Genomic DNA, 20,037 nt, shown 5'->3' on the forward strand with positions numbered 1-20,037 from the left:
TGCTTTTGTTAAGATGTATGAGCACCATGAAAGAGGATTCTTAATTTCGATTTCGATTTAACTGAACAATCTCAGCATCCGGATTATGCTTGCCAGTTATTATATCGCGCAGGATATGGGCACCAAGCATGCTGTAGACTGTACCGTTTCCTCCATAGCCTAACAGACAATAGGTCCGCTCTTTATTTGGAAGACGCCCGATAAAAGGAAGGCCATCTGCAGACTCTCCAAAAACAGCTCCCCAGGAATAAGCAATCTCAGTGTTAAACATAGGAAAAAGAGCCTGTACTTTTTCTTGCAGCTCTTTAGCATGATCTTCAATGGTGCGTTCTTTTTTAGGTGCGTGAGGTTTTTCTTCATCAAGCCCGCCGGCTATTATGCGTCCATCTGCTGTTGTCCGCAGATAAAGATACGGCCTTTTTGTCTCCCAAATCATCTCACGGTCCTTCCAAGGAGTTAAATCAGCAATCGGTTCGGTTGCTATGGCGTAAGAACGATTGATTTCAGGTGCTACACCAGGAAATGAAAGTGATTTATTATAGCCGGTTGCAAAGATTATATGCTCCGCTTTAAAAATTCCTTTGGATGTCAAAATTTCTACGTTGTCTTCCATTTCTTTTGTTTCTATCACTTCAACATTTTCAAACAAATCAACATTTTCTTTTTTACTTAGCTCCGCTAAAATGTCTCGGTTAAAGCTAAAAGGATTCACTTCAGCATCGCCGTGTGTTCTGAGAGCAGCAGGTTTTGTGAAAGGATATTGCTCCCTAATATCCTCTTCTGATAAATATTCGACCTCAAAACCATTCTCAGAAAGAGCCTGATATTCTGCCTTCAGCAGATCGACGTGTGATTCTTCACTTGCATAATAAAAACTGCTTCTGTTCAAAAAGTCAGCTTGTGAACCGATTTCTTTTGCGACCGCTCTCAGCTGATCCATTGCTTCTCTGCAAAGCTGATAGAAACGCACAGCTTTATCTTTGCCAATCTTCTCTATTAATTGAGAAAGCATCATATCATTTGAATACTGCAATAAACCAGTATTCGCCAAGGTGCTGCCTGTGCCCATCTTCTGTTTATCAATAATTGCAATCTTTGAGCCTTCTTTGGCCAGTATGTAACCGCTTAAAGCTCCAGACATGCCTCCGCCAATAATAATTATATCGTATCGATTCTTTGGATGAGAATCGGTTTTCACCATCTCAATATCCTCGGTGATCTCTTCCCAAAAAAGCTTACCGTTATGCAACTCCATATGTGAACCTCCCAATCTTTAACTCTAGTAAAGATGACAGTATTTTTCCCCGAATCATCGTTTTATTAAACCATCCGGTCATCTCTAATAAAAAAGATCATCAACTGATAGAGGGATTTCGAGTCGTTTGACGAGCAGAATGGGTGATGGGGACGAATACCTTTATCAAATTGAAAAAAGGCTGACAATCGTTGCATTTTCAGCAACAGAAGTCAGCCGTGGTTGTAACAATCTATTAGGATGAGCTATGACCAATTGTTGATTGAGTCTTTTTCTTGAAGATTTGAAATAGGATGAACGCCAGCAAGGATAAAAGCATACCCGAAATATAGGGAAGCCCAATCGCAAAGGCAAACAGCCATCCGCCCAGAGGAGGGCCGATAATGCGTCCAAACGAATCAAAAGATGATAATAGTCCGGTCGTACTTCCATACCCAGCAGCTGATTGCTTCGTCAGCAGAGAAGAGACGCTCGGCCGAATAAAGCCATTGCCAATTCCAAACACGCTTAAAAATAATGCAGCACTCCAAAAGCTATCAGTCAGTAGGATTAGGCCGAAGCCAATAGCGGAGATGACAATGCCAATTTGAATAACTGCACCTTCACCCCATTTTTTCGTCAGTCTGCCGACGAGTCCGCCTTGAACGATGGCTCCTGCCAATCCCATAATCATAAAGATATAGCCAAGCTGCACAGTGCCAAGTCCTGCCTTTTCAGCGGCAAAATAGGCAAAAGTTGCTTCAAGACCTGATAGAGACAATGAAACAAAGAGCTGCAGCAGAAAAAGCATGGATGTGGGTCCTTTGAATGCATGCCGAAGCGGAGCTCTCTTATTTGCTGAACCTCTCTGTTCAGGTGTGAGCGATTCTTTTAAAACAATAAATACAAAAAAGAAGGTGATAAAGGAAGAAGCGGCTGCAAGAAAGAACGGTATATGCAAACTCTCGCTGGAAAAAACACCGCCAATTGCAGGCCCGAACACAAAGCCCATACCAACGGCAGCTCCGACAATACCCATTCCCTTACCGCGATCCTCTTCACTCGTAATATCTGCTACATACGCCATAACAGTCGGCATATTGGCGCTGGAAAGAAAGCCGCCAAGCACACGCGCTGCAAAGAGCATCCATAGCTCCGTCGAAAGTGCCATTAAAAGAAAGGAAATACCTAATCCGAAAATACCAATCATAATGACAGGTTTTCGGCCAATTTTATCTGAAATTCTTCCCCACATCGGTGCAAAAAGAAGCTGCATAAGGGAATAAACAGCCATTAACAATCCGAGTTCTGTTGGAGAAGCTCCAATCTCTTCCGCATAAAAGGGCATAACGGGAATAATAATTCCAAAACCAACCATGACAAGAAACATCACGGCAAAAAGAACAGGCAAAGCTTTTTTGGTTTCCACTAATCAGTCACTCCAATTCACTGGCTGTATTCCCAGTGACATCTAGTATGTATTCAATTTCTCTCTTTCATGATAAGGAAAATAGGAGAAAAAAGAAAGGTCAATAAACAAACTTCCGTTAGACAAAAAATAAGCAAGCAGAGATTCCCCTCTACTTGCTTTAGGTCCTATTCTTCCTCAAATTCAATAGACGCTGTGTAGCCAAGACCGCTAAAAAGACCTGTGAGCGCATTAACTGCACTTTGCTCTGCCTTTGTTAGAAGTCCTAAGTTAACGGCCTGTTCTTTTATATCAGTTGAAGCAACAGCAGCTAAGTCAAAGCCTTCCTCCCAATCTACATCACTTCGAAAGATTCCTTGATCTGAAAAAGTCTGAACCTTGTCCATTTGAATCGATGGCTCCTGCAGCAATTCCGCATGTGGAAGTGTCATCGTAATATGTTTCTTTTCTTCGTCTACCGTATAGTTATCATTGCTGATGGACTGTAAATCAACACCTGCAAGAACAGTTGCTGGGACAACAAGCAGAATTGTTCTTTTCGTACCAGGGAAGTTTACGCTGATCTCTTTATTAAAAATCTCATTATTTTCTTCTTTGATGACAGTTGTAATTACGGCTTCAGCAGTTGCGAGAGAAGATAGCTCACGAACTTCCTCCACAATGCTTACAGTTTCACTAGCATAAGTACTGCCAGTGAAGAATTTCTGGTACATAAATACCCCAGTACCAATGATAAGCACAGTGAAAAGCATAGCAAAGATTAATTTCAATTTAAGAGGCTTGAAAAAAGGCAATGAAAATCCTGATTTTCGGCTGCTTCGCATGACAGCAGTTGCAGCTACTTCCTCGTGTGCAGAAGTTAATTCCGCTTTACGCTGATTTTTTCTCATTAAAAGACCTCCTTTTTCGGGGGTTCATGCAAAATTACGCATTATGTCCAATATTGTCGAAAAAAGACAATATATTCATAGTATAATAGACTGCCATCACGATCGCAATGGATATGCAAATGTACCTAAAACTGGAAGAGGCTGTGATTGAGAGAAAACTTCTGCAGGAGGACGTCTCTGAATAGGAAATGATTGTGAGGAGACATAGGATGTGTGCAAAATAGCAGAAATATGACCGTACAATTCAGCATGTTACGGATGGAAACAAGTAAAAGGCAGAAATACGGCAGTCAAATTCATTAATTGGAATAGGCAGGTGCGAAAAGAGGAGAAATAAGACACTGTAATCCAGATAAAGGTGATTAGGGGGGAGGGAAGAGCGGAAAGACCCCTCTAGAATACAGTAATTGGGATATGGAGGCGTGAAAAGAGCGGAAACGCACCTCTGAAATCCAATAAATGGAATATAGAGGCGTGAAAAGAGCAGAAACGCACTCCTAAAATCCAGTAACTGGTATATTAAGGTGTGAAAAGTGCGGAAACACACCAGTAAAATCCAGTAAATGGTATACGGATGTAAAGCGGATATTAAGTATCAGCAAACGAAGCCACATTTCGCCTCATTAGAAAAAAAGCTGACTGGAATAGTCCCAGTCAGCTTTCGTTTTATTTATTTTGTTTTTTCATTGCATCCGCTACAAACTCAACATCTGTACCAACAATGATTTGAAGATTCGTTTTGTTTAGCTTCATAACACCTTTGGCGCCGTGTGATTTTAACGCAGACTCATTTACTTTATTCATATCATGAACATTCAAACGTAAGCGGGTCGCACAGTTATCAATCACATCGATATTTTCTGTGCCGCCAATATCTTTGATAAATTGACTAGCCATTTTATCGTATTTAGTACCGCCAGTTGTTTCCGTGTCTTCATCTTCAGTAAGAGATTCATCTTCATCCTCGCGGCCCGGTGTTTTTAAGTTAAAGGCCCGGATTAAGAAGTAAAATAGGACAAAGTAGACTGCTGCATAGATGAGACCGATTAATAATAAAAGAAGCGGTTTTTCGGCAATATTAAAATTCAGCAAGTAATCAATTGCACCAGCAGAGAAGGTGAAACCATCTCTAATGCCTAACATAGATGTTAACCACATCGATACTCCAGTTAATAAAGCGTGTACTCCGTAAAGAAGTGGTGCAATAAACATAAATGAGAATTCAATTGGTTCTGTAATCCCCGTTAAGAAGGAAGTTAACGCTAGACCAATAAACATACCAGAGACGGCTTTACGCTTTTCTGGCTTTGCTGTTGCGATAATAGCAAACGCTGCTGCAGGCAAACCAAACATCATGATTGGGAAGAAGCCTGTCATATATCCGCCGGCAGTTGGATCTCCAGCGAAGAAACGAGCAATATCACCAGCTGCTCCATTAAATTCACCAAACTGGAACCAGAATAAGCTGTTCAGAACATGGTGAAGTCCTAATGGAATCAATAAGCGGTTTAAAAATCCAAATATACCTGAACCAACGGCACCTAGTTCAATAATCCAATTTCCAATTCCATCAATACCTGCCTGAACAGGTGGCCATGCATAACCTGCAATGAATGCGAGCAAAATCATGGTGACAGATGTTATGATAGGAACGAAACGTCGTCCACTGAAAAAGCCTAACCAATCCGGTAATTTGATATCATGAAATTTATTATATAATAGCCCTGCAATAATCCCGGCAATAATACCGCCAAGAACACCCATATTAATATCCGGATCAATGGCTACTGCACCCTCAGTTAAAACTAGATAACCGATTGCTCCTGATAAAGCGGCAGCGCCGTTGCTGTCTTTCGCAAATCCCATAGCAACACCAATAGCAAAAATCAAAGCTAAATTTCCAAAGATAGCATCCCCGGCATTGGCCATAAAGGGGATATCCAGTAAGTCTGGCTGGCCAAAGCGAAGCAGTAAACCAGCTGCTGGCAATACTGCGATTGGAAGCATTAGAGCTTTACCGATACGCTGTAAAAAACCTAACATAAGTCTCACTCCTTATATATTTTGTTGTTTTACGTATGAAGCTGAAAGCGCTTATCATGGAAATAATCATAACAGCTAGTTTATTAGTTGTCTATATGAATTTACGATTAATTGGTATAGACAACTATATGAGTGTAATGCTAAAATGACCTTGAAAATGAAAGGATGAAATATGATGGATAAGCCTATTTTGTTAAAGGGTATGCAAATCTATTCAGAAAAGAATCAATTTTATACAGGATATATTAAAATTACGAACCAAAAAATAAGTGAGATCGGTCGATTAGAAGACCTGCAAGATATAACCGAGGCTGTCGTCTTTGATTTGCAGGATAATATGACAGCAGTACCAGGGTTTATAGATGTGCATATACATGGTGCTGCTGGAGCAGATGTAATGGATGGAATGGAATCTGCTCTTATGACTATGGCGAATACCTTGCCTGCAGAAGGAACGACCAGCTTTTTAGCGACTACCATGACACAAGAGAAGGAAGAAATAGAAAAGGCTCTAAAAGCTGCATCAGGCTATATGAGTAAACCGCAGCCAGAGGGAAGAGCTGAAATTTTAGGGGTGCATCTTGAAGGACCATTTGTGAACAAAGAGATGGCTGGAGCGCAGCCTTCTCAATATATTATTGATCCTGATGTTGAACTTTTTAAAAAATGGGAAAACCTATCTCAAGGGAATATTAAATTAGTAACACTTGCTCCTGAACGGCCAGGCGGAAAGGAATTGGCATCATACTTAAGCAGCAAAGGTATTGTTGCTTCCATTGGCCATTCAAATGCCACATACGAAGAAGTGAAAGACTCAATCGAGGCCGGATGCACGCATGTTACCCATTTGTTTAACCAAATGCGCGGTCTGCATCACCGTGAGCCTGGTGTGGCAGGAGCAGCCCTTCTGCATGATGAGTTGATGGTTGAAGTTATCGCAGATGGTGTTCATGTCAAACCTGAGATGGTCAAGCTTGCATTTAAGCAAAAGGGTGAAGAAGGATTAATTTTAATCACAGATTCCATGAGAGCCAAATGCCTGAAAAATGGGCAATATGATTTAGGCGGGCAGGATGTAACTGTTGCTGATGGGAAAGCAGTACTTCAAGACGGAACATTAGCAGGAAGTATATTGCGCCTTGGACACGCAGTTAAAAATATGATTGAATTTACCGGCTGTTCATTAGAGGATGCTATCCAGATGGCTTCCGTTAATCCAGCAAAACAGCTTGGTGTATTTAACCGCAAGGGAAGCCTCGCAGCAGGAAAGGATGCAGATATTGTTATTTTGAATGAGGAGCATGATGTTGTTTTGACCTTATGCCGTGGTGAAGTTGCCTATCGAAAGGAGAATGAATAAAGTGAACATTATAAAAGTAAATGATTATCAGGAAATGAGCGAAAAAGCGTCTCAGTATATTATAGATAAAGTAAAAGCTAATCCAAAAATGGTATTGGGTCTTGCTACTGGAGGAACTCCAGAAGGAACCTATAAGCGATTGATTGAGGACCATAATCAAAATGGTACTTCTTACGACGGAATTGCAACCTTTAACCTGGATGAGTATGTGGGATTATCAGGAGATCATCCGCAAAGCTATCGTCATTACATGAATGAGCGCTTTTTCAATCATATTGATATTAACAAGGAAAATACCTATGTGCCACGCGGCAACACAGTTGATGCAGAAGCAGAGTGCGAAGCATACGAAGCTCTAATGGCCAGCGTGGGCGGCATTGATCTGCAAATTCTTGGCATCGGCGGAAATGGTCATATCGGATTTAATGAACCTGGAACGAGCTTTCAAAGCCCTACACATATTGTCGATCTTGCTCAATCAACTAAAGAGGCGAACGCCAGATATTTTGCCAATATTGATGAGGTGCCAAACCAGGCAATCACCATGGGCATTGCCTCTATCATGAAAAGCAGAGAAATCCTTCTCCTGATATCTGGGGAAAATAAGCATGAAGCTTATAAACAACTGGTGGAAGGAGAAATCCAGGAAAACTTCCCGGCATCTATATTAAGAAATCACCCATATGTTACAATAATTGCAGACAAAGCGGCAATTGGTGAATAAGCCAGAGGAACGGTTCTTCTGGCTTTTTTCTTTCAGATAAACTGTGATTGATGAGTACTGTTTGTTTCGGGGATCAGGGGCAAGAATTATTCCCGAACACAACGAGTTAAGCAGCTTTGAGAATTTGAAAACAAAAGCAATCAACGAAAAGCCTTCAAACTAGTAAAAACTCACGCCCATTTTCATAATACTAATAGTCTTAATCATCCTGAAACTTTTTACAGCATCTTAACGTATTTCATATACAATCGAGAGTAGTAGCTTAAAATGGATATATACAGCCAGGCAATTTCTATATAGAAAGGAAGCAGTTGAGAGGAGCATGATTAATAAAAATTCCCCCGTCCCAATCTATTATCAGCTAGAGGAACTTATAAAAGAATTAATTGAAAAGGGAGATCTTTCACCAGGAGATGCACTGCCAGCGGAGCGAGAATATGCAGAACGTTTCCAAATTAGCAGAATGACTGTAAGACAAGCCTTCACAAAGCTAGTAAATGATGGTTTTCTATATCGTGTGCAAGGAAAAGGCACATTTGTGGCAGAGAGAAAGCTGGAGCAGCCTCTGCAAGGGCTAACTAGTTTTACCGAAGATATGAAAAAAAGAGGTATGGTACCAGGTAGCCAGCTTGTTCACTTTCAGCTCATACCCGCCACCAAAAAAATTGCACAGCAGCTTTCCATTCTCGAACATGGTCCAGTATATGAAATAAAAAGAATTCGATTAGCTGATGATGTCCCAATGGCATTAGAAACGAATTATATTTCAGCCAATTTAATGAAGGGGCTTACAGAAGATATTGTTAATCAATCTTTGTATGCATATATGGAAGGGAAGCTGGGACTGCAGATTGATTATGCCACTCAAACGATCGAATCTGCGATTTCCAGTCAAAATGAAGCAGAGTATCTAAGAATAAAATCCGGTGGTCCTGTTCTGCTTATTGAGAGAAATACATTTTTACATGATGGCACACCAGTAGAATATGTTAAATCTGTTTATCGTGCAGATCGGTATAAATTCATGATAGAAATGAAGAGATAGGTTTCAGTCCAAATGGCTGTTTCAAAATTCACACAGAAAAAAGACAGGAAGCGCTTCGCGGCGCAAAACCTGTCTTTTTTAATTACTATCTAACACCCTTCATAAATGACTGAATCTTAGGTGATAAAGCAAATAGGATAATGGAGAGAACAATCGAGGCGCCTCCAATAATTCCGAAATACATCATTTCAGTTTCTGGTGTGTAAAATTTAACAATCTGCGCATTGATCGCCTGTGCGGCTGCGTTAGATAAGAACCATAAGCTCATCGTTTGTGCAGAGAAAGCAGCAGGTGCCAATTTTGTTGTTGCAGAAAGGCCAACAGGTGATAAACAAAGTTCACCTAAAACGACAATAAAGTAGCTCAAAACGAGCCATAAAGGATTTACAAGTGAATCTGTACCGCCAAAATATGCAGGAAGCAAGATCACTAAGAACGAAATACCTGCAAAAAGAAGACCTAGAGAGAATTTTTTAGGCACTGATGGCTGGCGATCTCCTAGTTTAACCCAAACCCAAGCAAACACCGGTGCTAATATGATAATAAACATAGGATTTAATGACTGGAATAAGGCAGGTGAGATTTCAAAACCTGCAAATTCGAGCTGTGTACGCTTATCTGCATAGTTTGCCAGAATTGTAGATCCTTGTTCTTGAATAGCCCAAAACATTACAGATGCAATAAACAATGGAATATAGGCAATAATTCTTGAACGCTCGACTGCTGTTGTTTTTGGACTGCGGTACATGACAATAAAGTATGCAGTTGGAATCCCAATGCCCAGTATACCAATAAGTGTGATAAAGCTATCAAAAGTTAAAATACCCATCGGAATGGTTATTGCGACCAAAATGGCTATGACAACTAGTCCAATTCCGATAATCGAATATACTTTTTTCTTTTCAGCAGGGGAGAGTGGGTTTGCCACATATGTGCCTGCTAAACCTAAATTTTTCTTTTTAGTAAATAAGAAAACGAGTAAGCCGACAAACATACCAACTGCTGCTATTGCAAAGCCAAGGTGGAAATCATGCTTCATTCCAACCTCACCAACAATTAATGGAGCAAGGAATCCTCCAAGGTTAATCCCCATGTAAAAGATACTAAAACCCGCATCGCGTCGGTGATCACCTTCACTATAAATATCCCCTACAACACTTGAAACATTAGGTTTCAATAGACCGGTACCGATCACAATTAGTACCATAGAAGTGAAGAACATGGCGAGACTTCCTGGTATCGCTAAAACAATATGTCCCAGCATAATTAATATTCCGCCATAAAATACGGCTTTAGAAGTTCCGAAGATGCGGTCAGCCAGCCAGCCTCCTATTATACCTGACATATAAACGAGAGAGCCATAAATAGACATAATAGCTAAAGCTGTTGGTTCATCTAAACCAAGACCGCCTTTTGATACTTCATAGTACATATAATAGACAAGTATAGCTCGCATCCCATAGTAAGAGAAACGTTCCCAAAACTCTGTAAAAAACAAGGTAAAAAGACCCTTAGGATGACCAAAAAAGCCGCGTTGAGGAACACTGGCCACAATTTTCTGTTTATTGAAGTCTGACATCTTACAACCTCCTTGTATAATATATTAATATAATACTTTTTATGTTTTCATGTCAAAACTTTATTCTGGAAATACTCTGAAATATTTTTAAATATGGAATATATTTGCACCTGCTATATATATTTATACTTTTTTAAAATAATAGTTTTTGTTTTAAATTGGTGTGTGGCAAGTAGCCGTTAAAATTGCAACATCTTTAGGTGAGGGCAGGGAAGAGGAGAGTAAGAAGGATCCTGCGGCTAACACTGCTAGCTGCTGTATAGGAATAAGAAGCTAGCGGTGAGGTGAATTATTTTCGATTTGAGGACTTCAAGACTTAGTGTGCATTTTTGCACACTTGTATACATTAATGCACACAATTGTAAACAATTGTGTATACAAGTAAACAAATGCGTGTGCATGTTGATGTATAAAGGTATATACACTTTTGTAAACATGTAGACGAAAGTTGCAGACAAATCATCGTTGTTTACACTTTGTTTACGTTTTTACGCTTATATTACGTTTTTATAAGAATAATTGATTAATCTATGAATCTCCTTTACTCTTTATGTATTACCTCTTTTACTATTAAGAGAGATGAAAGGATTGGATGATGGATGGTTAATTCAAGAATTGCTGCTGTTGATGTTGGAAATGATTCGGTAAAAGCCATTTTTGGAAAGCTCGAAACCGAGATGAGCATCCCTAATGTAATTGCGCGAGATATCGAGGACAGACCGGTTATTGGTATTGAGGAGTTAGACAGTAAAAACCCTCTAGACGGATTACATATTAAAGTCCACTCCCCTGCTTTAAAAGAAAACAATGCGATTTACAGAGTTGGAAGTTTGGCCACTAAAAGTGATAATGCATCAGAATTAGATCCAGGCAGCAGCAAGTCGGAAGAAGATCAAACGCTCATTATGCTGTTTGCTGCTATCGCACTGGATGCAGTAGAAGCTGAAAAAACGGAAAAATTCAAAAAATCTGGAAATACAATTGATGCAAGCTATATGCTTGGAACTGGTTTGCCGCTTCGTGAAGTAAAAGAAGGCAAGGATGCTGGCTACCGTTCAAAGCTATTAGGTTCCGTCCATCAAGTAGAGTTTTTAATCACACCAAAATATCAAGGGCTTAAAGTAAATATAAAGTTTGAAGAAGTGAAGGTATATCCAGAAGGCTTTGCTGCTTTCATTAATTTAGTTATGGACAGCGATTTAAACATCATCAATAAAGATTTGATTGATAAGCGAATCTTAATTCAAGATATCGGCGGACTTTCCACTGATATAGCTGTTATTAAAGATCGCAACGTTGATGATGATAAAGCGCAAGGCTTTAATCTTGGTGTTTCAGAAGCGCTTGAAGCTATTCGTGAAGAAATTCGCAGCAAGCATGGCGTTGAATTGGACAGCCGCAGAGATGTAGTAGATATTATTACGAAAAAGAATGACCGCAATCATATTATGGTAAGAGGAAGCAGGACAAGTGTTCATGATATTACAGACAGAATTCTTCTAGACCTTGCCAAGAAGCAATATCGCCTGCTGCGTAATATTTGGCAAAAAAATTCCCAAACCGAAATTTGCTATTTTGTTGGCGGCGGTTCAACCGTTTTAAAGGATTATTTAAAAGCATTAAACAATAGCCTGGATGGTTATAATATTGACTTTTTCGAGGATGAAAAAGAAAGCATCTGGATGATGTCCAATGCATACTACAAGCTGATTTCTGATTATAAAAGAAGAGTGGACAAGGACTCTGCTGCACAGGATAAAAAGCCAGTAGAGGCAAACTAGGTGATGCTGTATGGCTTCTGAAATGAAACGAGGGCAATCCATTTCCTTTCGTATTCCCTCTGATACACCTGACCATATCATAAAGAGTTTACAAAAGCTCCGTGAAACGGAGAGACGAAATTTTTCGAGCAAGATGGCGGAATTCGTCATAAACGGTGTCAGCACGATGAGTTCAAGCGGCCGTGAAACAATCCGCATCCCTTTACCAAGGAACTTAACGAAATCACAGAAGGACTGGCTGAAGCATGAGCACTCAGAGGCTTTACTAGGAAGTATAATTTATCAGCTTATTAATGATCCAGTCAGAGCAACAACCCTGCTGGCAGCATTAAACAGCAAGTCAACTGATATTGAAGAGGCCTTGTACTTACAGGAAGCAGCTTCAGCTGAAAAGACTGTTGCGCCCGTGGGTCCTTCATCTGACTCAACGGGTGAGGAACTGCACCAAAACCATGAGGAAAGCGTGCAGGATCATTTGGAAGATGATTTTGCAGATTTCAATTGGGAGGCCGCTAAAAAGGATCTTGAACAAGAAAGATCACATAAAGAAGAGGAAAGCGCTGAGGATTTGGACGAGCTGTTAGGTGGATTTTTGGCTCATATGAATCGTTAATTAGCATTGAGGACATCCTATTTTAATAGGGTGTCCTTTGTTTTTCATTTTCTATATAGGAAGGGTCTTAAAAAATGAACTATGATTGTTTAATTATTGGTGGAGGCATTGCGGGTTTGCAGGCAGCAATTCAATTAGGGAGATATAAACATCGTGTACTAGTGATCGATGCTGGAGGGGGCCGCTCAGGGATATGTAAAAGCTATCATAATATTCTAGGGTATCCAGACGGAGTAAGCGGTCAAACCTTACGCGATATTGGCAAAAAACAAGCTGAAAACCTGGGAGTTCAGTTTGTAAAAGGAAAGGCAGTCAAGGCTCAAACAGAAGGCGATAATTTTATAATCAAACTTGAATCTGGAGAGTCGTATAAGAGTACTCGATTGCTGTTAGCGACAGGTGTAATGGACAGAATTCCTCCAATTCCAGGCATCATGCCATGTCTGGGTACATCCATCTATGTATGTCCAGACTGTGATGGCTATGAAGTGTTAAATAAAAAAACAATTGTGATCGGGTCTGGCAATGCAGGTGCAAATAAAGCTCTTACAATTGCCTACTGGACGACTGATATTATCATGATTAATCATGAAGAAGAAATGCCAGATGAAGCCCTGCAAAAACAACTGCACAGAAAAGGGATCAAGCTCATTCAAGCAGAAATTTTAGAAGTTCTGTCAGAAGGTGATGCTTTTCAAGGTGTACTTTTAAAAAATGGAGAGCGTTTATATGCTGAGAAGGGCTTCTTAGGGTTCGGGGGCACAGCTGTTCATTCTAGCTTGGCTGAACAGCTTGGGGCTGAAATCATGGAGAACAAGCATATTATTGTTAATGCACGGACAAAAATGACAAACGTTCCAAACGTATGGGCCATTGGCGATGTGATTGCTCATTCCGAACAGGTTACCATTGCAATGGGTGATGGCTCGCAGGCAGGGATTTGGATCCATAAATCACTGATGCCAAACCAAAAATAAAATAAAGGAATAAAATAACATTTATTAATTTCCTGTTTTTTCATATAATGGGGTAAGAGTAAAAAGGGGAAAAGGTGAAAAATTGGAAACAAGACTAAAAAATAGACTATATTCTTTGCTGGAACGGTCAGGTAGTAAAGCAAACGTTCATTTTGAAGCATTTTTTCCAGGGAACCGTTTTGCTGGCGGGAAGTATCATATTGGATCTCACACAATTACGTTGTATTTAGAAGAAATACGAGAACAATGCTTGCAGCTGTTTTCATCATTAGATTTATTTAATGAATATATAGAAATTGTTTTTGCTCATGAGATTGGTCATGCCGAGGACAAAGATTTACTGTCGCTTGCAGATCAGCTTGACCTTGCCGAAACAGAAATAGACAAGCTGGGCATTGCTCTGCAAATTGAAGAAAATGCCTGGGATTTTGCTGAAGCTGTGATTGGGAACAACAGTCAGCTATTTCAAGTCATCAAAGCTCATTCTCTGCAGCCATATCGAGACCAGCTGCTTGTGGGAGCTTAATTTTTTTTGGAAAGAGGGCATGAACAGTAAGGGGAGACATAATCTTGGACAAATATGTCATACTGCTATTAGTCATTCTCATACTTTCATTTTCGCATTTACCATTAAGAAAGATCATCTTTGGCAATGAGGAAGCTGAGCGTGAATATGGGGCAATAAAAGCTGAATTGATTGGAAAGCCCCTGCTTTTTCTCGTTCTGATTATTATATTTTCACTTTTCATAGAAGATCATATGTTTAAGTGGTTTTTTATAGCTTTTGTTATAGTAACAATGGGGTTTCAAACGTTCATAGACTGGAAGTATCTAAAAGGCTCCAAACAATATATTGTATCGCTGGTTATAGCAGTTTTTGGGGTTGGGGTTGTTGGTGTACTTCTGTAAAACCTGAAGATTGAACCTTACATTCTCCCAAAATTCTAAGACTTTTTTATTCGGCGTAAAACAGTTGAAAAATTTCTTTGTAAGCGTTACACTGAGCATAGCAATGGTGAATGTTTCACAGCTTTTTTTTGTAGAAATATGCAAACGTTTGCGCACGATGAACAGTAAAAATACGAATACAGGCTTCTATATAATGGGGGGTTCACATGAAAAAAATATGGTGGAAAGAAGCAATTGGGTATCAAATTTATCCCCGCAGTTTTCAAGATTCGAATGGTGATGGAATTGGTGATCTTCAAGGAATTATTCAAAGGCTTGATTATATTAAAGATTTAGGAATAGATGTTATTTGGATTTGTCCAATGTATAAATCACCGAATGATGATAACGGCTATGATATTTCTGATTATCAGGATATTATGGAAGACTTCGGGACGATGAGTGATTTCGATGAACTATTAGAAGAAGTGCATAAACGCGGGATGAAGCTGATTCTTGACCTTGTTTTAAATCATTCAAGTGATGAGCATGAATGGTTTATAGAATCAAAATCATCTAAGGATAATCCTAAGCGTGACTGGTACATTTGGAGAGACGGCAAAGCAGGGAAAGAGCCAAACAACTGGGAAAGTATTTTTGGAGGCTCTGCATGGCAATATGATGAAACAACGGATCAGTATTATCTCCATGTTTTCTCCACTAAACAGCCGGATTTAAACTGGGAAAATGACGAGGTAAGAGATGCGCTTTACGACGCAGTTAACTGGTGGCTGGAAAAAGGAATTGATGGTTTCAGGATTGATGCCATCAGCCACATAAAGAAACGTCCAGGTTTGCCTGATATGCCAAATCCGAAGAAGAAACAATATGTTTCATCTTTTGATATGCATATGAATCAGGAAGGCATTCATCCTTTCCTAACAGAGTTTAAAGAGCGCACATACGCCAATTATGATGTCATGACTGTTGGAGAAGCAAACGGCGTATCAGTAGATGAAGCGGATCTTTGGGTTGGTGACAAAGAGGGAAAAATGGATATGATTTTTCAATTCGAGCATTTAGGATTATGGGATGCTGAAACAAACCCTGTTCTTGATATTGTCGAATTGAAAAAGGTACTGTCAAGATGGCAAAAAGGACTTGAAAGTGATGGCTGGAATGCCCTTTTTATTGAAAATCATGACAAACCTCGTATTGTGTCAACCTGGGGCAATGATGATAAATACTGGTATGAAAGTGCAACGGCAATGGCGGCAATGTACTTCCTTATGCAAGGTACACCTTTTATTTATCAAGGACAGGAAATCGGCATGACTAATGTACACTATCCTTCTATCGATGATTATGATGATGTGGCGACCAAAAATATTTATAAGTTTAAGAGTGAAGAAGGAGTGCCCCATGAAGAAATTATGAAGATTCTTTGGGCGTCTTCACGTGACAATAGTCGAACTCCAATGCAATGGTCTTCTCAGGATCAGGCAGGATTTACAGCCGAGCAGCCATGGATGAAGGTAAACCCTAATTATGTTCACATTAATGTGGAAGCACAGCTAAATGATCCGCACTCAGTTCTATCATTTTACAAAAAAATGATTCAGCTGAAAAAAAATCATGAGCTGTTTACGTATGGTATTTATGATTTGCTGTTGGAAGAAGACGAACAAATATATGCCTACACAAGAACATCCGACAATGAGCAAGTCGTCGTAATCACCAATTTATCAATGGAAAAAGCGACTTTCGCTTCTGAGTACACATTGAAACAGGAGAACCTGTTATTGCATAATTACCGTGATATTCTTCATGAACCAACGAAGGAAATTTCCTTAGAACCATATGAAGCACGAGTATATCGAGTTTAACCTATGCTGTATCCCATGATTAAAATTGGGTAAAAATGTTATAATGGTTTTAAAAGGATATAGGGTGTTTTATAATGGCTAAGGGAAAAACGAATGCAATGCGCTTTCTGGATTCGCACAAAGTTCACTATGAATTTATTTCATATGAAAGCAACGACGGGAAGATTGATGGAAACTCCGTTGCGGATAAGATCGGAAAAGATCCAAAAATGGTCTATAAAACTTTGGTAGTAAAAGGCTCCAGTAATGGTATATACGTCTTTGTCGTGCCTGTTGAAAAAGAATTAGATTTGAAAAAAGCGGCGAAAGCAGCAGAAGAAAAGAAAATTGAAATGGTGCCAGTTAACGATATCCAAAAACTGACGGGTTATATACGCGGCGGCTGCTCGCCGCTGGGCATGAAGAAGCAGTACCCAACTTTTCTCGCAAAAGAGGCCGGGGATCTGCCGCGTATTATCGTCAGCGGAGGCCGGATTGGTGCCCAAGTTGAATTGCAAACTGAAGAATTGATACAAGTGGTCTCTGCAAAGTTAGCAGAAATCACTACCAACTAAGAGATGGGGCAGAACCTGTCTCTTTTTTGTGGTGTGGGAAGCAAGAGTGAATTTTATAAAGAAAATATGCATGTAGTGGGAGTGGTTCACAGCGTAGAAGCAGGATTTGAAGGCGTTTCGATCAATGTTTGTAAATTATTGATCACTTCCCAGAAGTTTTCGATCACCGTCAATAATTTTCCGATCAATTCCTTTGTTTTTTCGATCAAATGGCGATTTAAATGATCACCAACCGCTAATTCATTTTAATAATCCCGCATTTGCAAAATTTTAAGAGAGTTTTCAAACTTACACCAGCCTTTTGAAACTTAATTAAAGGACTATCCTATCAAACTTTTCGCTTTTCCTATCAAACTAACTGGTTTTCCTATCAAAACTTTCATCCTTCCTATCAAATTACTTAACTTTCCTATTAAAATAATCAAACTTCCTATCAAATCCCTTATTTAGCGTCATACTTCATTCCATCCAAACCACTTCGAAAAAACTCATCTAAAAAAATATGGACAATCACCCAATATAGGCACATTGCATACAATAATCTGAACGAAATTCGATTAGACACAAATAAAGACTGTCTTGAGAGGAGATTAACCATGTATTTTAATCCATATCCATATGGGTACCAAGAAGACCAAATGAGAATTTTCCCTGGATTCCCGTCACAAGGATTCCCATCACAAGGGTTTCCGCCAGGGTTCCCATCACAAGGATTCCAACCAGGATTCCCGTCTCAGCCTCCTGAATTTGGACCAGGGCAAGGTGGTTTTCCTGGATTTGGTGGAGGAGAGGGTCAAGATGGTCCTCCGTCTTCACCACCACCTTCCTTTACACCGCAAATGCAGCAGCAATTCAGTGGCAGCGGTGGTCCGTCCCTATATGCAGTTGATTCAGGAGCCATTAGAGGGTGTCTGCGCCGCAATACCTATGTATGGCTTGAAAATGGAAACAGCTTCTGGTTCTATCCAACCTATGTAGGCAGAAGATCAGTGGCAGGCTGGCGCTGGAGAAGGAATCGCTGGACGTATTATGGAACAGATTTGAGAAGAATCAGCAGCTTCCGCTGTTTCTAAATAAACACAAAAAAGACAATGAAGCCTGCATAGAGCTTCATTGTCTTTTTATTTTTAGAAAATTTGGCAATGACTAAAAGATAATATGAGCCGCAATCACAATGATCGGCAATGTGATGATGGTTCTTTGAATAAAAATAATGACAAGCTCAAGAAATGTAACAGGAATTTTACTGCCGAGCAAAAGACCGCCCACTTCAGACATGTAAATCAATTGTGTAACAGATACACTTGCCACAACAAATCGTGTCATTTCACTTTCAATTCCAGAACCGATTACAGATGGCAAGAACATGTCAGCAAAACCGACAACCAAGGTCTCTGAAGCGGCCTTTGCTTCCGGGATCTGCATCCATTCTAAAATTGGAATAAACGGCATCCCTAGAATCTGAAATACAGGTGTGTACTCAGCGATGATTAAGGCAAGTGTTCCAAGTGCCATGACAATTGGTGCTACACCCATCCACATATCGAGAATGTTCTTAGCTCCATCCTGAAAGAATGCAGTAACTCCATTATGGGATCTTGCTTTAGCAACAGCCTTTGTAACACCCCAGCTAAAAGGGGTGTACCCATCTGGGATGCTTTCATCAGCCTGGCTAGCCTCGCCATTATAATACGTATCAGGTTTGCGTGATAAAGGCGGGATTCTTGGACTAATTAAAGCAGCCGCAAGTCCTGCAATTAAGATGGTGATATAAAAGGGCACAAACATGCTTCCTAAACCAACCTGTGAGATCACCACTAAAGAAAATGTAATTGATACAACGGAAAAAGTTGTACCGATCACAGCTGCTTCTCGTTTTGTATAAAAACCCTCTTCATACTGCTTGCTTGTTAACAAAACACCAATTGTACCATCTCCAAGCCATGAAGCAACACAATCAATGGAAGAACGACCGGGAAGTTTAAAAACAGGGCGCATCAATTTAGCTAACAGTGTACCGACAAATTCCAGCAGACCGAAATTTAGAAGCAATGGTAAAAATAAACCTGCAAATAGGAAGACTGCAAATAAAACCGGCAGCAGGTCATATAAAAGCAATCCGCCCGTATTCTCAGACCAAACTGCTTCTGGACCTATTTTGAACAGGGCTGCGATGGCGAATAGACTGCCGATTACCCGGGCAATCACCCATATATAGCTAACATCAAATAAATTTGTGAAAAATGAACTGTTTTGTATAAAAGCAGGCTTTGCCCACTTAGCCGCAAGTGTGCCAATTAATGTAATGAATATCAAGACCGTCATAATTGCCGGAATATATCCTGCAAGTACATCTTGAATAAAATTAGATAGAATGGCGATTGGGATCGTAATTTCCCCGCCATAAGAAATTGGCACCATAAAAAAACCGATTCCAATAAGGGAAGGGATGATGAATTTTGTTAAATCAGCGGCTGCATATTTCTTCTCTGTTGTTTGCTGCAATTCATTCACCTTTTCTATTAATATTTATAAGCAAAAACTAATTTTAATACATTTCTATAAGATTGCCAACTCTTTTATGTATTTGCTTACCCTCTACCTAAATTCCACCAATGCTTTGTTTTTTAAACCTTTTTTAAAAGAAAAAACGAAAGAGGCTGGGACAAAACGAAATTAATCTTTCTAAAACACGAATATTCACTATCTTGGTTTGGGTGTTTAAACAAGTCCGTTCCACTGCGCTGCGGCCCCTCGCTTTCCGTGGGGAGGAAGCTGAGCCTCCTCGAAGCAAAGCTTCTGCGGGGTCTCACCTTTTCCTCTATTGCCCACAGGAGTCGAGGGTCCTCCGCTCCATTTCACTCATGTTCATAAAATATATTTTATAATCATAAATAAAAAACCGAATGATTAGAAAGATAACTTCCTAACCATTCGGTTCTATGAGTGTGTTAAATACTTATGTCCCAGCCTCATTTTTTGATCTGACTAGGAAAAAATGATAACTAATGTTCCGGCAATAAAGCAATAAAAG

18 protein-coding genes are annotated in these 20,037 nt (G+C 39.8%); 11 read left to right on the plus strand and 7 right to left on the minus strand.

Features of this window, described 5'->3' with window-relative positions:
* Nucleotides 1–40: 40 nt before the first annotated feature.
* From B7E07_RS01570 to nagE, 4 genes are all read right to left on the minus strand, one after another.
* Complete coding sequence (locus B7E07_RS01570; RefSeq protein ID WP_080843742.1) at nucleotides 41–1,255, minus strand: NAD(P)/FAD-dependent oxidoreductase; 1,215 nt, start codon at nucleotides 1,253–1,255, stop codon at nucleotides 41–43.
* Nucleotides 1,256–1,490: 235 nt separating this feature from the next.
* On the minus strand, nucleotides 1,491–2,663 hold the full coding sequence (locus B7E07_RS01575; RefSeq protein ID WP_080843743.1) for an MFS transporter: 1,173 nt from the start codon (nucleotides 2,661–2,663) through the stop codon (nucleotides 1,491–1,493).
* Between the two features lie 167 nt (nucleotides 2,664–2,830).
* Nucleotides 2,831–3,553, minus strand: coding sequence for a DUF4230 domain-containing protein (locus B7E07_RS01580; RefSeq protein ID WP_080843744.1), 723 nt, complete (start codon nucleotides 3,551–3,553; stop codon nucleotides 2,831–2,833).
* Nucleotides 3,554–4,219: 666 nt separating this feature from the next.
* On the minus strand, nucleotides 4,220–5,596 hold the full coding sequence (nagE, locus tag B7E07_RS01585) for an N-acetylglucosamine-specific PTS transporter subunit IIBC (protein ID WP_080843745.1): 1,377 nt from the start codon (nucleotides 5,594–5,596) through the stop codon (nucleotides 4,220–4,222).
* Nucleotides 5,597–5,771: 175 nt separating this feature from the next.
* Between nagE and nagA the strand changes: the two genes are divergently transcribed.
* The 3 genes from nagA to B7E07_RS01600 all read left to right on the plus strand — a co-directional run bounded on the left by nagA (nucleotide 5,772) and on the right by B7E07_RS01600 (nucleotide 8,725).
* Nucleotides 5,772–6,956: an N-acetylglucosamine-6-phosphate deacetylase gene (gene nagA / locus B7E07_RS01590; RefSeq protein ID WP_139785551.1), complete on the plus strand. Its 1,185-nt coding sequence runs from the start codon at nucleotides 5,772–5,774 to the stop codon at nucleotides 6,954–6,956.
* Nucleotide 6,957: 1 nt separating this feature from the next.
* The gene (nagB, locus tag B7E07_RS01595; protein ID WP_176215084.1) at nucleotides 6,958–7,680 is read left to right on the plus strand and encodes a glucosamine-6-phosphate deaminase; all 723 of its coding nucleotides are present in this window, start codon (nucleotides 6,958–6,960) and stop codon (nucleotides 7,678–7,680) included.
* Between the two features lie 322 nt (nucleotides 7,681–8,002).
* Nucleotides 8,003–8,725 carry a GntR family transcriptional regulator gene (locus B7E07_RS01600; RefSeq protein WP_080843748.1) on the plus strand — a complete coding sequence of 241 codons (723 nt, stop codon included), beginning with the start codon at nucleotides 8,003–8,005 and terminating at the stop codon, nucleotides 8,723–8,725.
* Between the two features lie 85 nt (nucleotides 8,726–8,810).
* On the opposite strand, the gene B7E07_RS01605 is transcribed toward B7E07_RS01600, so the two are convergent.
* Nucleotides 8,811–10,304, minus strand: coding sequence for a peptide MFS transporter (locus B7E07_RS01605; RefSeq protein WP_080843749.1), 1,494 nt, complete (start codon nucleotides 10,302–10,304; stop codon nucleotides 8,811–8,813).
* Nucleotides 10,305–10,903: 599 nt separating this feature from the next.
* Here B7E07_RS01605 and B7E07_RS01610 point away from each other — a divergent pair.
* From B7E07_RS01610 to ybaK, 7 genes are all read left to right on the plus strand, one after another.
* On the plus strand, nucleotides 10,904–12,085 hold the full coding sequence (locus B7E07_RS01610) for a ParM/StbA family protein (protein WP_080843750.1): 1,182 nt from the start codon (nucleotides 10,904–10,906) through the stop codon (nucleotides 12,083–12,085).
* Between the two features lie 10 nt (nucleotides 12,086–12,095).
* Nucleotides 12,096–12,698 (plus strand): hypothetical protein, encoded by a 603-nt coding sequence (locus B7E07_RS01615; RefSeq protein ID WP_080843751.1) that lies wholly within the window; start codon nucleotides 12,096–12,098, stop codon nucleotides 12,696–12,698.
* A 74-nt stretch (nucleotides 12,699–12,772) separates the two neighbouring features.
* Nucleotides 12,773–13,675 carry an NAD(P)/FAD-dependent oxidoreductase gene (locus B7E07_RS01620; RefSeq protein ID WP_080843752.1) on the plus strand — a complete coding sequence of 301 codons (903 nt, stop codon included), beginning with the start codon at nucleotides 12,773–12,775 and terminating at the stop codon, nucleotides 13,673–13,675.
* Nucleotides 13,676–13,757: 82 nt separating this feature from the next.
* Nucleotides 13,758–14,201 carry a hypothetical protein gene (locus tag B7E07_RS01625; RefSeq protein WP_080843753.1) on the plus strand — a complete coding sequence of 148 codons (444 nt, stop codon included), beginning with the start codon at nucleotides 13,758–13,760 and terminating at the stop codon, nucleotides 14,199–14,201.
* Between the two features lie 44 nt (nucleotides 14,202–14,245).
* A complete protein-coding gene (locus tag B7E07_RS01630; RefSeq protein ID WP_176215085.1) occupies nucleotides 14,246–14,584 on the plus strand; it encodes a DUF4181 domain-containing protein in 339 nt (112 codons plus the stop codon).
* A 206-nt stretch (nucleotides 14,585–14,790) separates the two neighbouring features.
* Nucleotides 14,791–16,449 carry a glycoside hydrolase family 13 protein gene (locus B7E07_RS01635; RefSeq protein ID WP_080843755.1) on the plus strand — a complete coding sequence of 553 codons (1,659 nt, stop codon included), beginning with the start codon at nucleotides 14,791–14,793 and terminating at the stop codon, nucleotides 16,447–16,449.
* A gap of 74 nt (nucleotides 16,450–16,523) precedes the next feature.
* Complete coding sequence (gene ybaK, locus B7E07_RS01640; RefSeq protein WP_080843756.1) at nucleotides 16,524–17,003, plus strand: Cys-tRNA(Pro) deacylase; 480 nt, start codon at nucleotides 16,524–16,526, stop codon at nucleotides 17,001–17,003.
* Between the two features lie 86 nt (nucleotides 17,004–17,089).
* On the opposite strand, the gene B7E07_RS24305 is transcribed toward ybaK, so the two are convergent.
* Nucleotides 17,090–17,212: a hypothetical protein gene (locus tag B7E07_RS24305; protein WP_257391373.1), complete on the minus strand. Its 123-nt coding sequence runs from the start codon at nucleotides 17,210–17,212 to the stop codon at nucleotides 17,090–17,092.
* Between the two features lie 387 nt (nucleotides 17,213–17,599).
* On the opposite strand from B7E07_RS24305, the gene B7E07_RS01645 reads away from it, so the two are divergent.
* Nucleotides 17,600–18,076, plus strand: a complete 477-nt coding sequence (locus tag B7E07_RS01645; protein WP_080843757.1) for a hypothetical protein — start codon at nucleotides 17,600–17,602, stop codon at nucleotides 18,074–18,076.
* Nucleotides 18,077–18,149: 73 nt separating this feature from the next.
* Here B7E07_RS01645 and B7E07_RS01650 read toward each other — a convergent pair whose 3' ends face one another.
* A complete protein-coding gene (locus tag B7E07_RS01650; RefSeq protein ID WP_373886035.1) occupies nucleotides 18,150–19,517 on the minus strand; it encodes a YjiH family protein in 1,368 nt (455 codons plus the stop codon).
* Nucleotides 19,518–20,037: the final 520 nt, after the last annotated feature.

Source organism: Cytobacillus gottheilii (assembly GCF_900166665.1).
Lineage (GTDB): Bacteria > Bacillota > Bacilli > Bacillales > Cytobacillaceae > Cytobacillus > Cytobacillus gottheilii_A.

Bases quoted from the DNA above. Each gene is read 5' to 3' on its own strand.
- ybaK (WP_080843756.1), top strand. From the start codon at position 16,524: ATGGCTAAGGGAAAAACGAATGCAATGCGCTTTCTGGATTCGCACAAA.
- B7E07_RS01635 (WP_080843755.1), top strand. From the start codon at position 14,791: ATGAAAAAAATATGGTGGAAAGAAGCAATTGGGTATCAAATTTATCCC.
- B7E07_RS01570 (WP_080843742.1), bottom strand. From the start codon at position 1,255: ATGGAGTTGCATAACGGTAAGCTTTTTTGGGAAGAGATCACCGAGGAT.
- B7E07_RS01605 (WP_080843749.1), bottom strand. From the start codon at position 10,304: ATGTCAGACTTCAATAAACAGAAAATTGTGGCCAGTGTTCCTCAACGC.
- B7E07_RS01610 (WP_080843750.1), top strand. From the start codon at position 10,904: ATGGTTAATTCAAGAATTGCTGCTGTTGATGTTGGAAATGATTCGGTA.
- B7E07_RS01580 (WP_080843744.1), bottom strand. From the start codon at position 3,553: ATGAGAAAAAATCAGCGTAAAGCGGAATTAACTTCTGCACACGAGGAA.
- B7E07_RS01620 (WP_080843752.1), top strand. From the start codon at position 12,773: ATGAACTATGATTGTTTAATTATTGGTGGAGGCATTGCGGGTTTGCAG.
- B7E07_RS01600 (WP_080843748.1), top strand. From the start codon at position 8,003: ATGATTAATAAAAATTCCCCCGTCCCAATCTATTATCAGCTAGAGGAA.
- B7E07_RS01645 (WP_080843757.1), top strand. From the start codon at position 17,600: ATGTATTTTAATCCATATCCATATGGGTACCAAGAAGACCAAATGAGA.
- nagA (WP_139785551.1), top strand. From the start codon at position 5,772: ATGGATAAGCCTATTTTGTTAAAGGGTATGCAAATCTATTCAGAAAAG.
- B7E07_RS01615 (WP_080843751.1), top strand. From the start codon at position 12,096: ATGGCTTCTGAAATGAAACGAGGGCAATCCATTTCCTTTCGTATTCCC.
- nagE (WP_080843745.1), bottom strand. From the start codon at position 5,596: ATGTTAGGTTTTTTACAGCGTATCGGTAAAGCTCTAATGCTTCCAATC.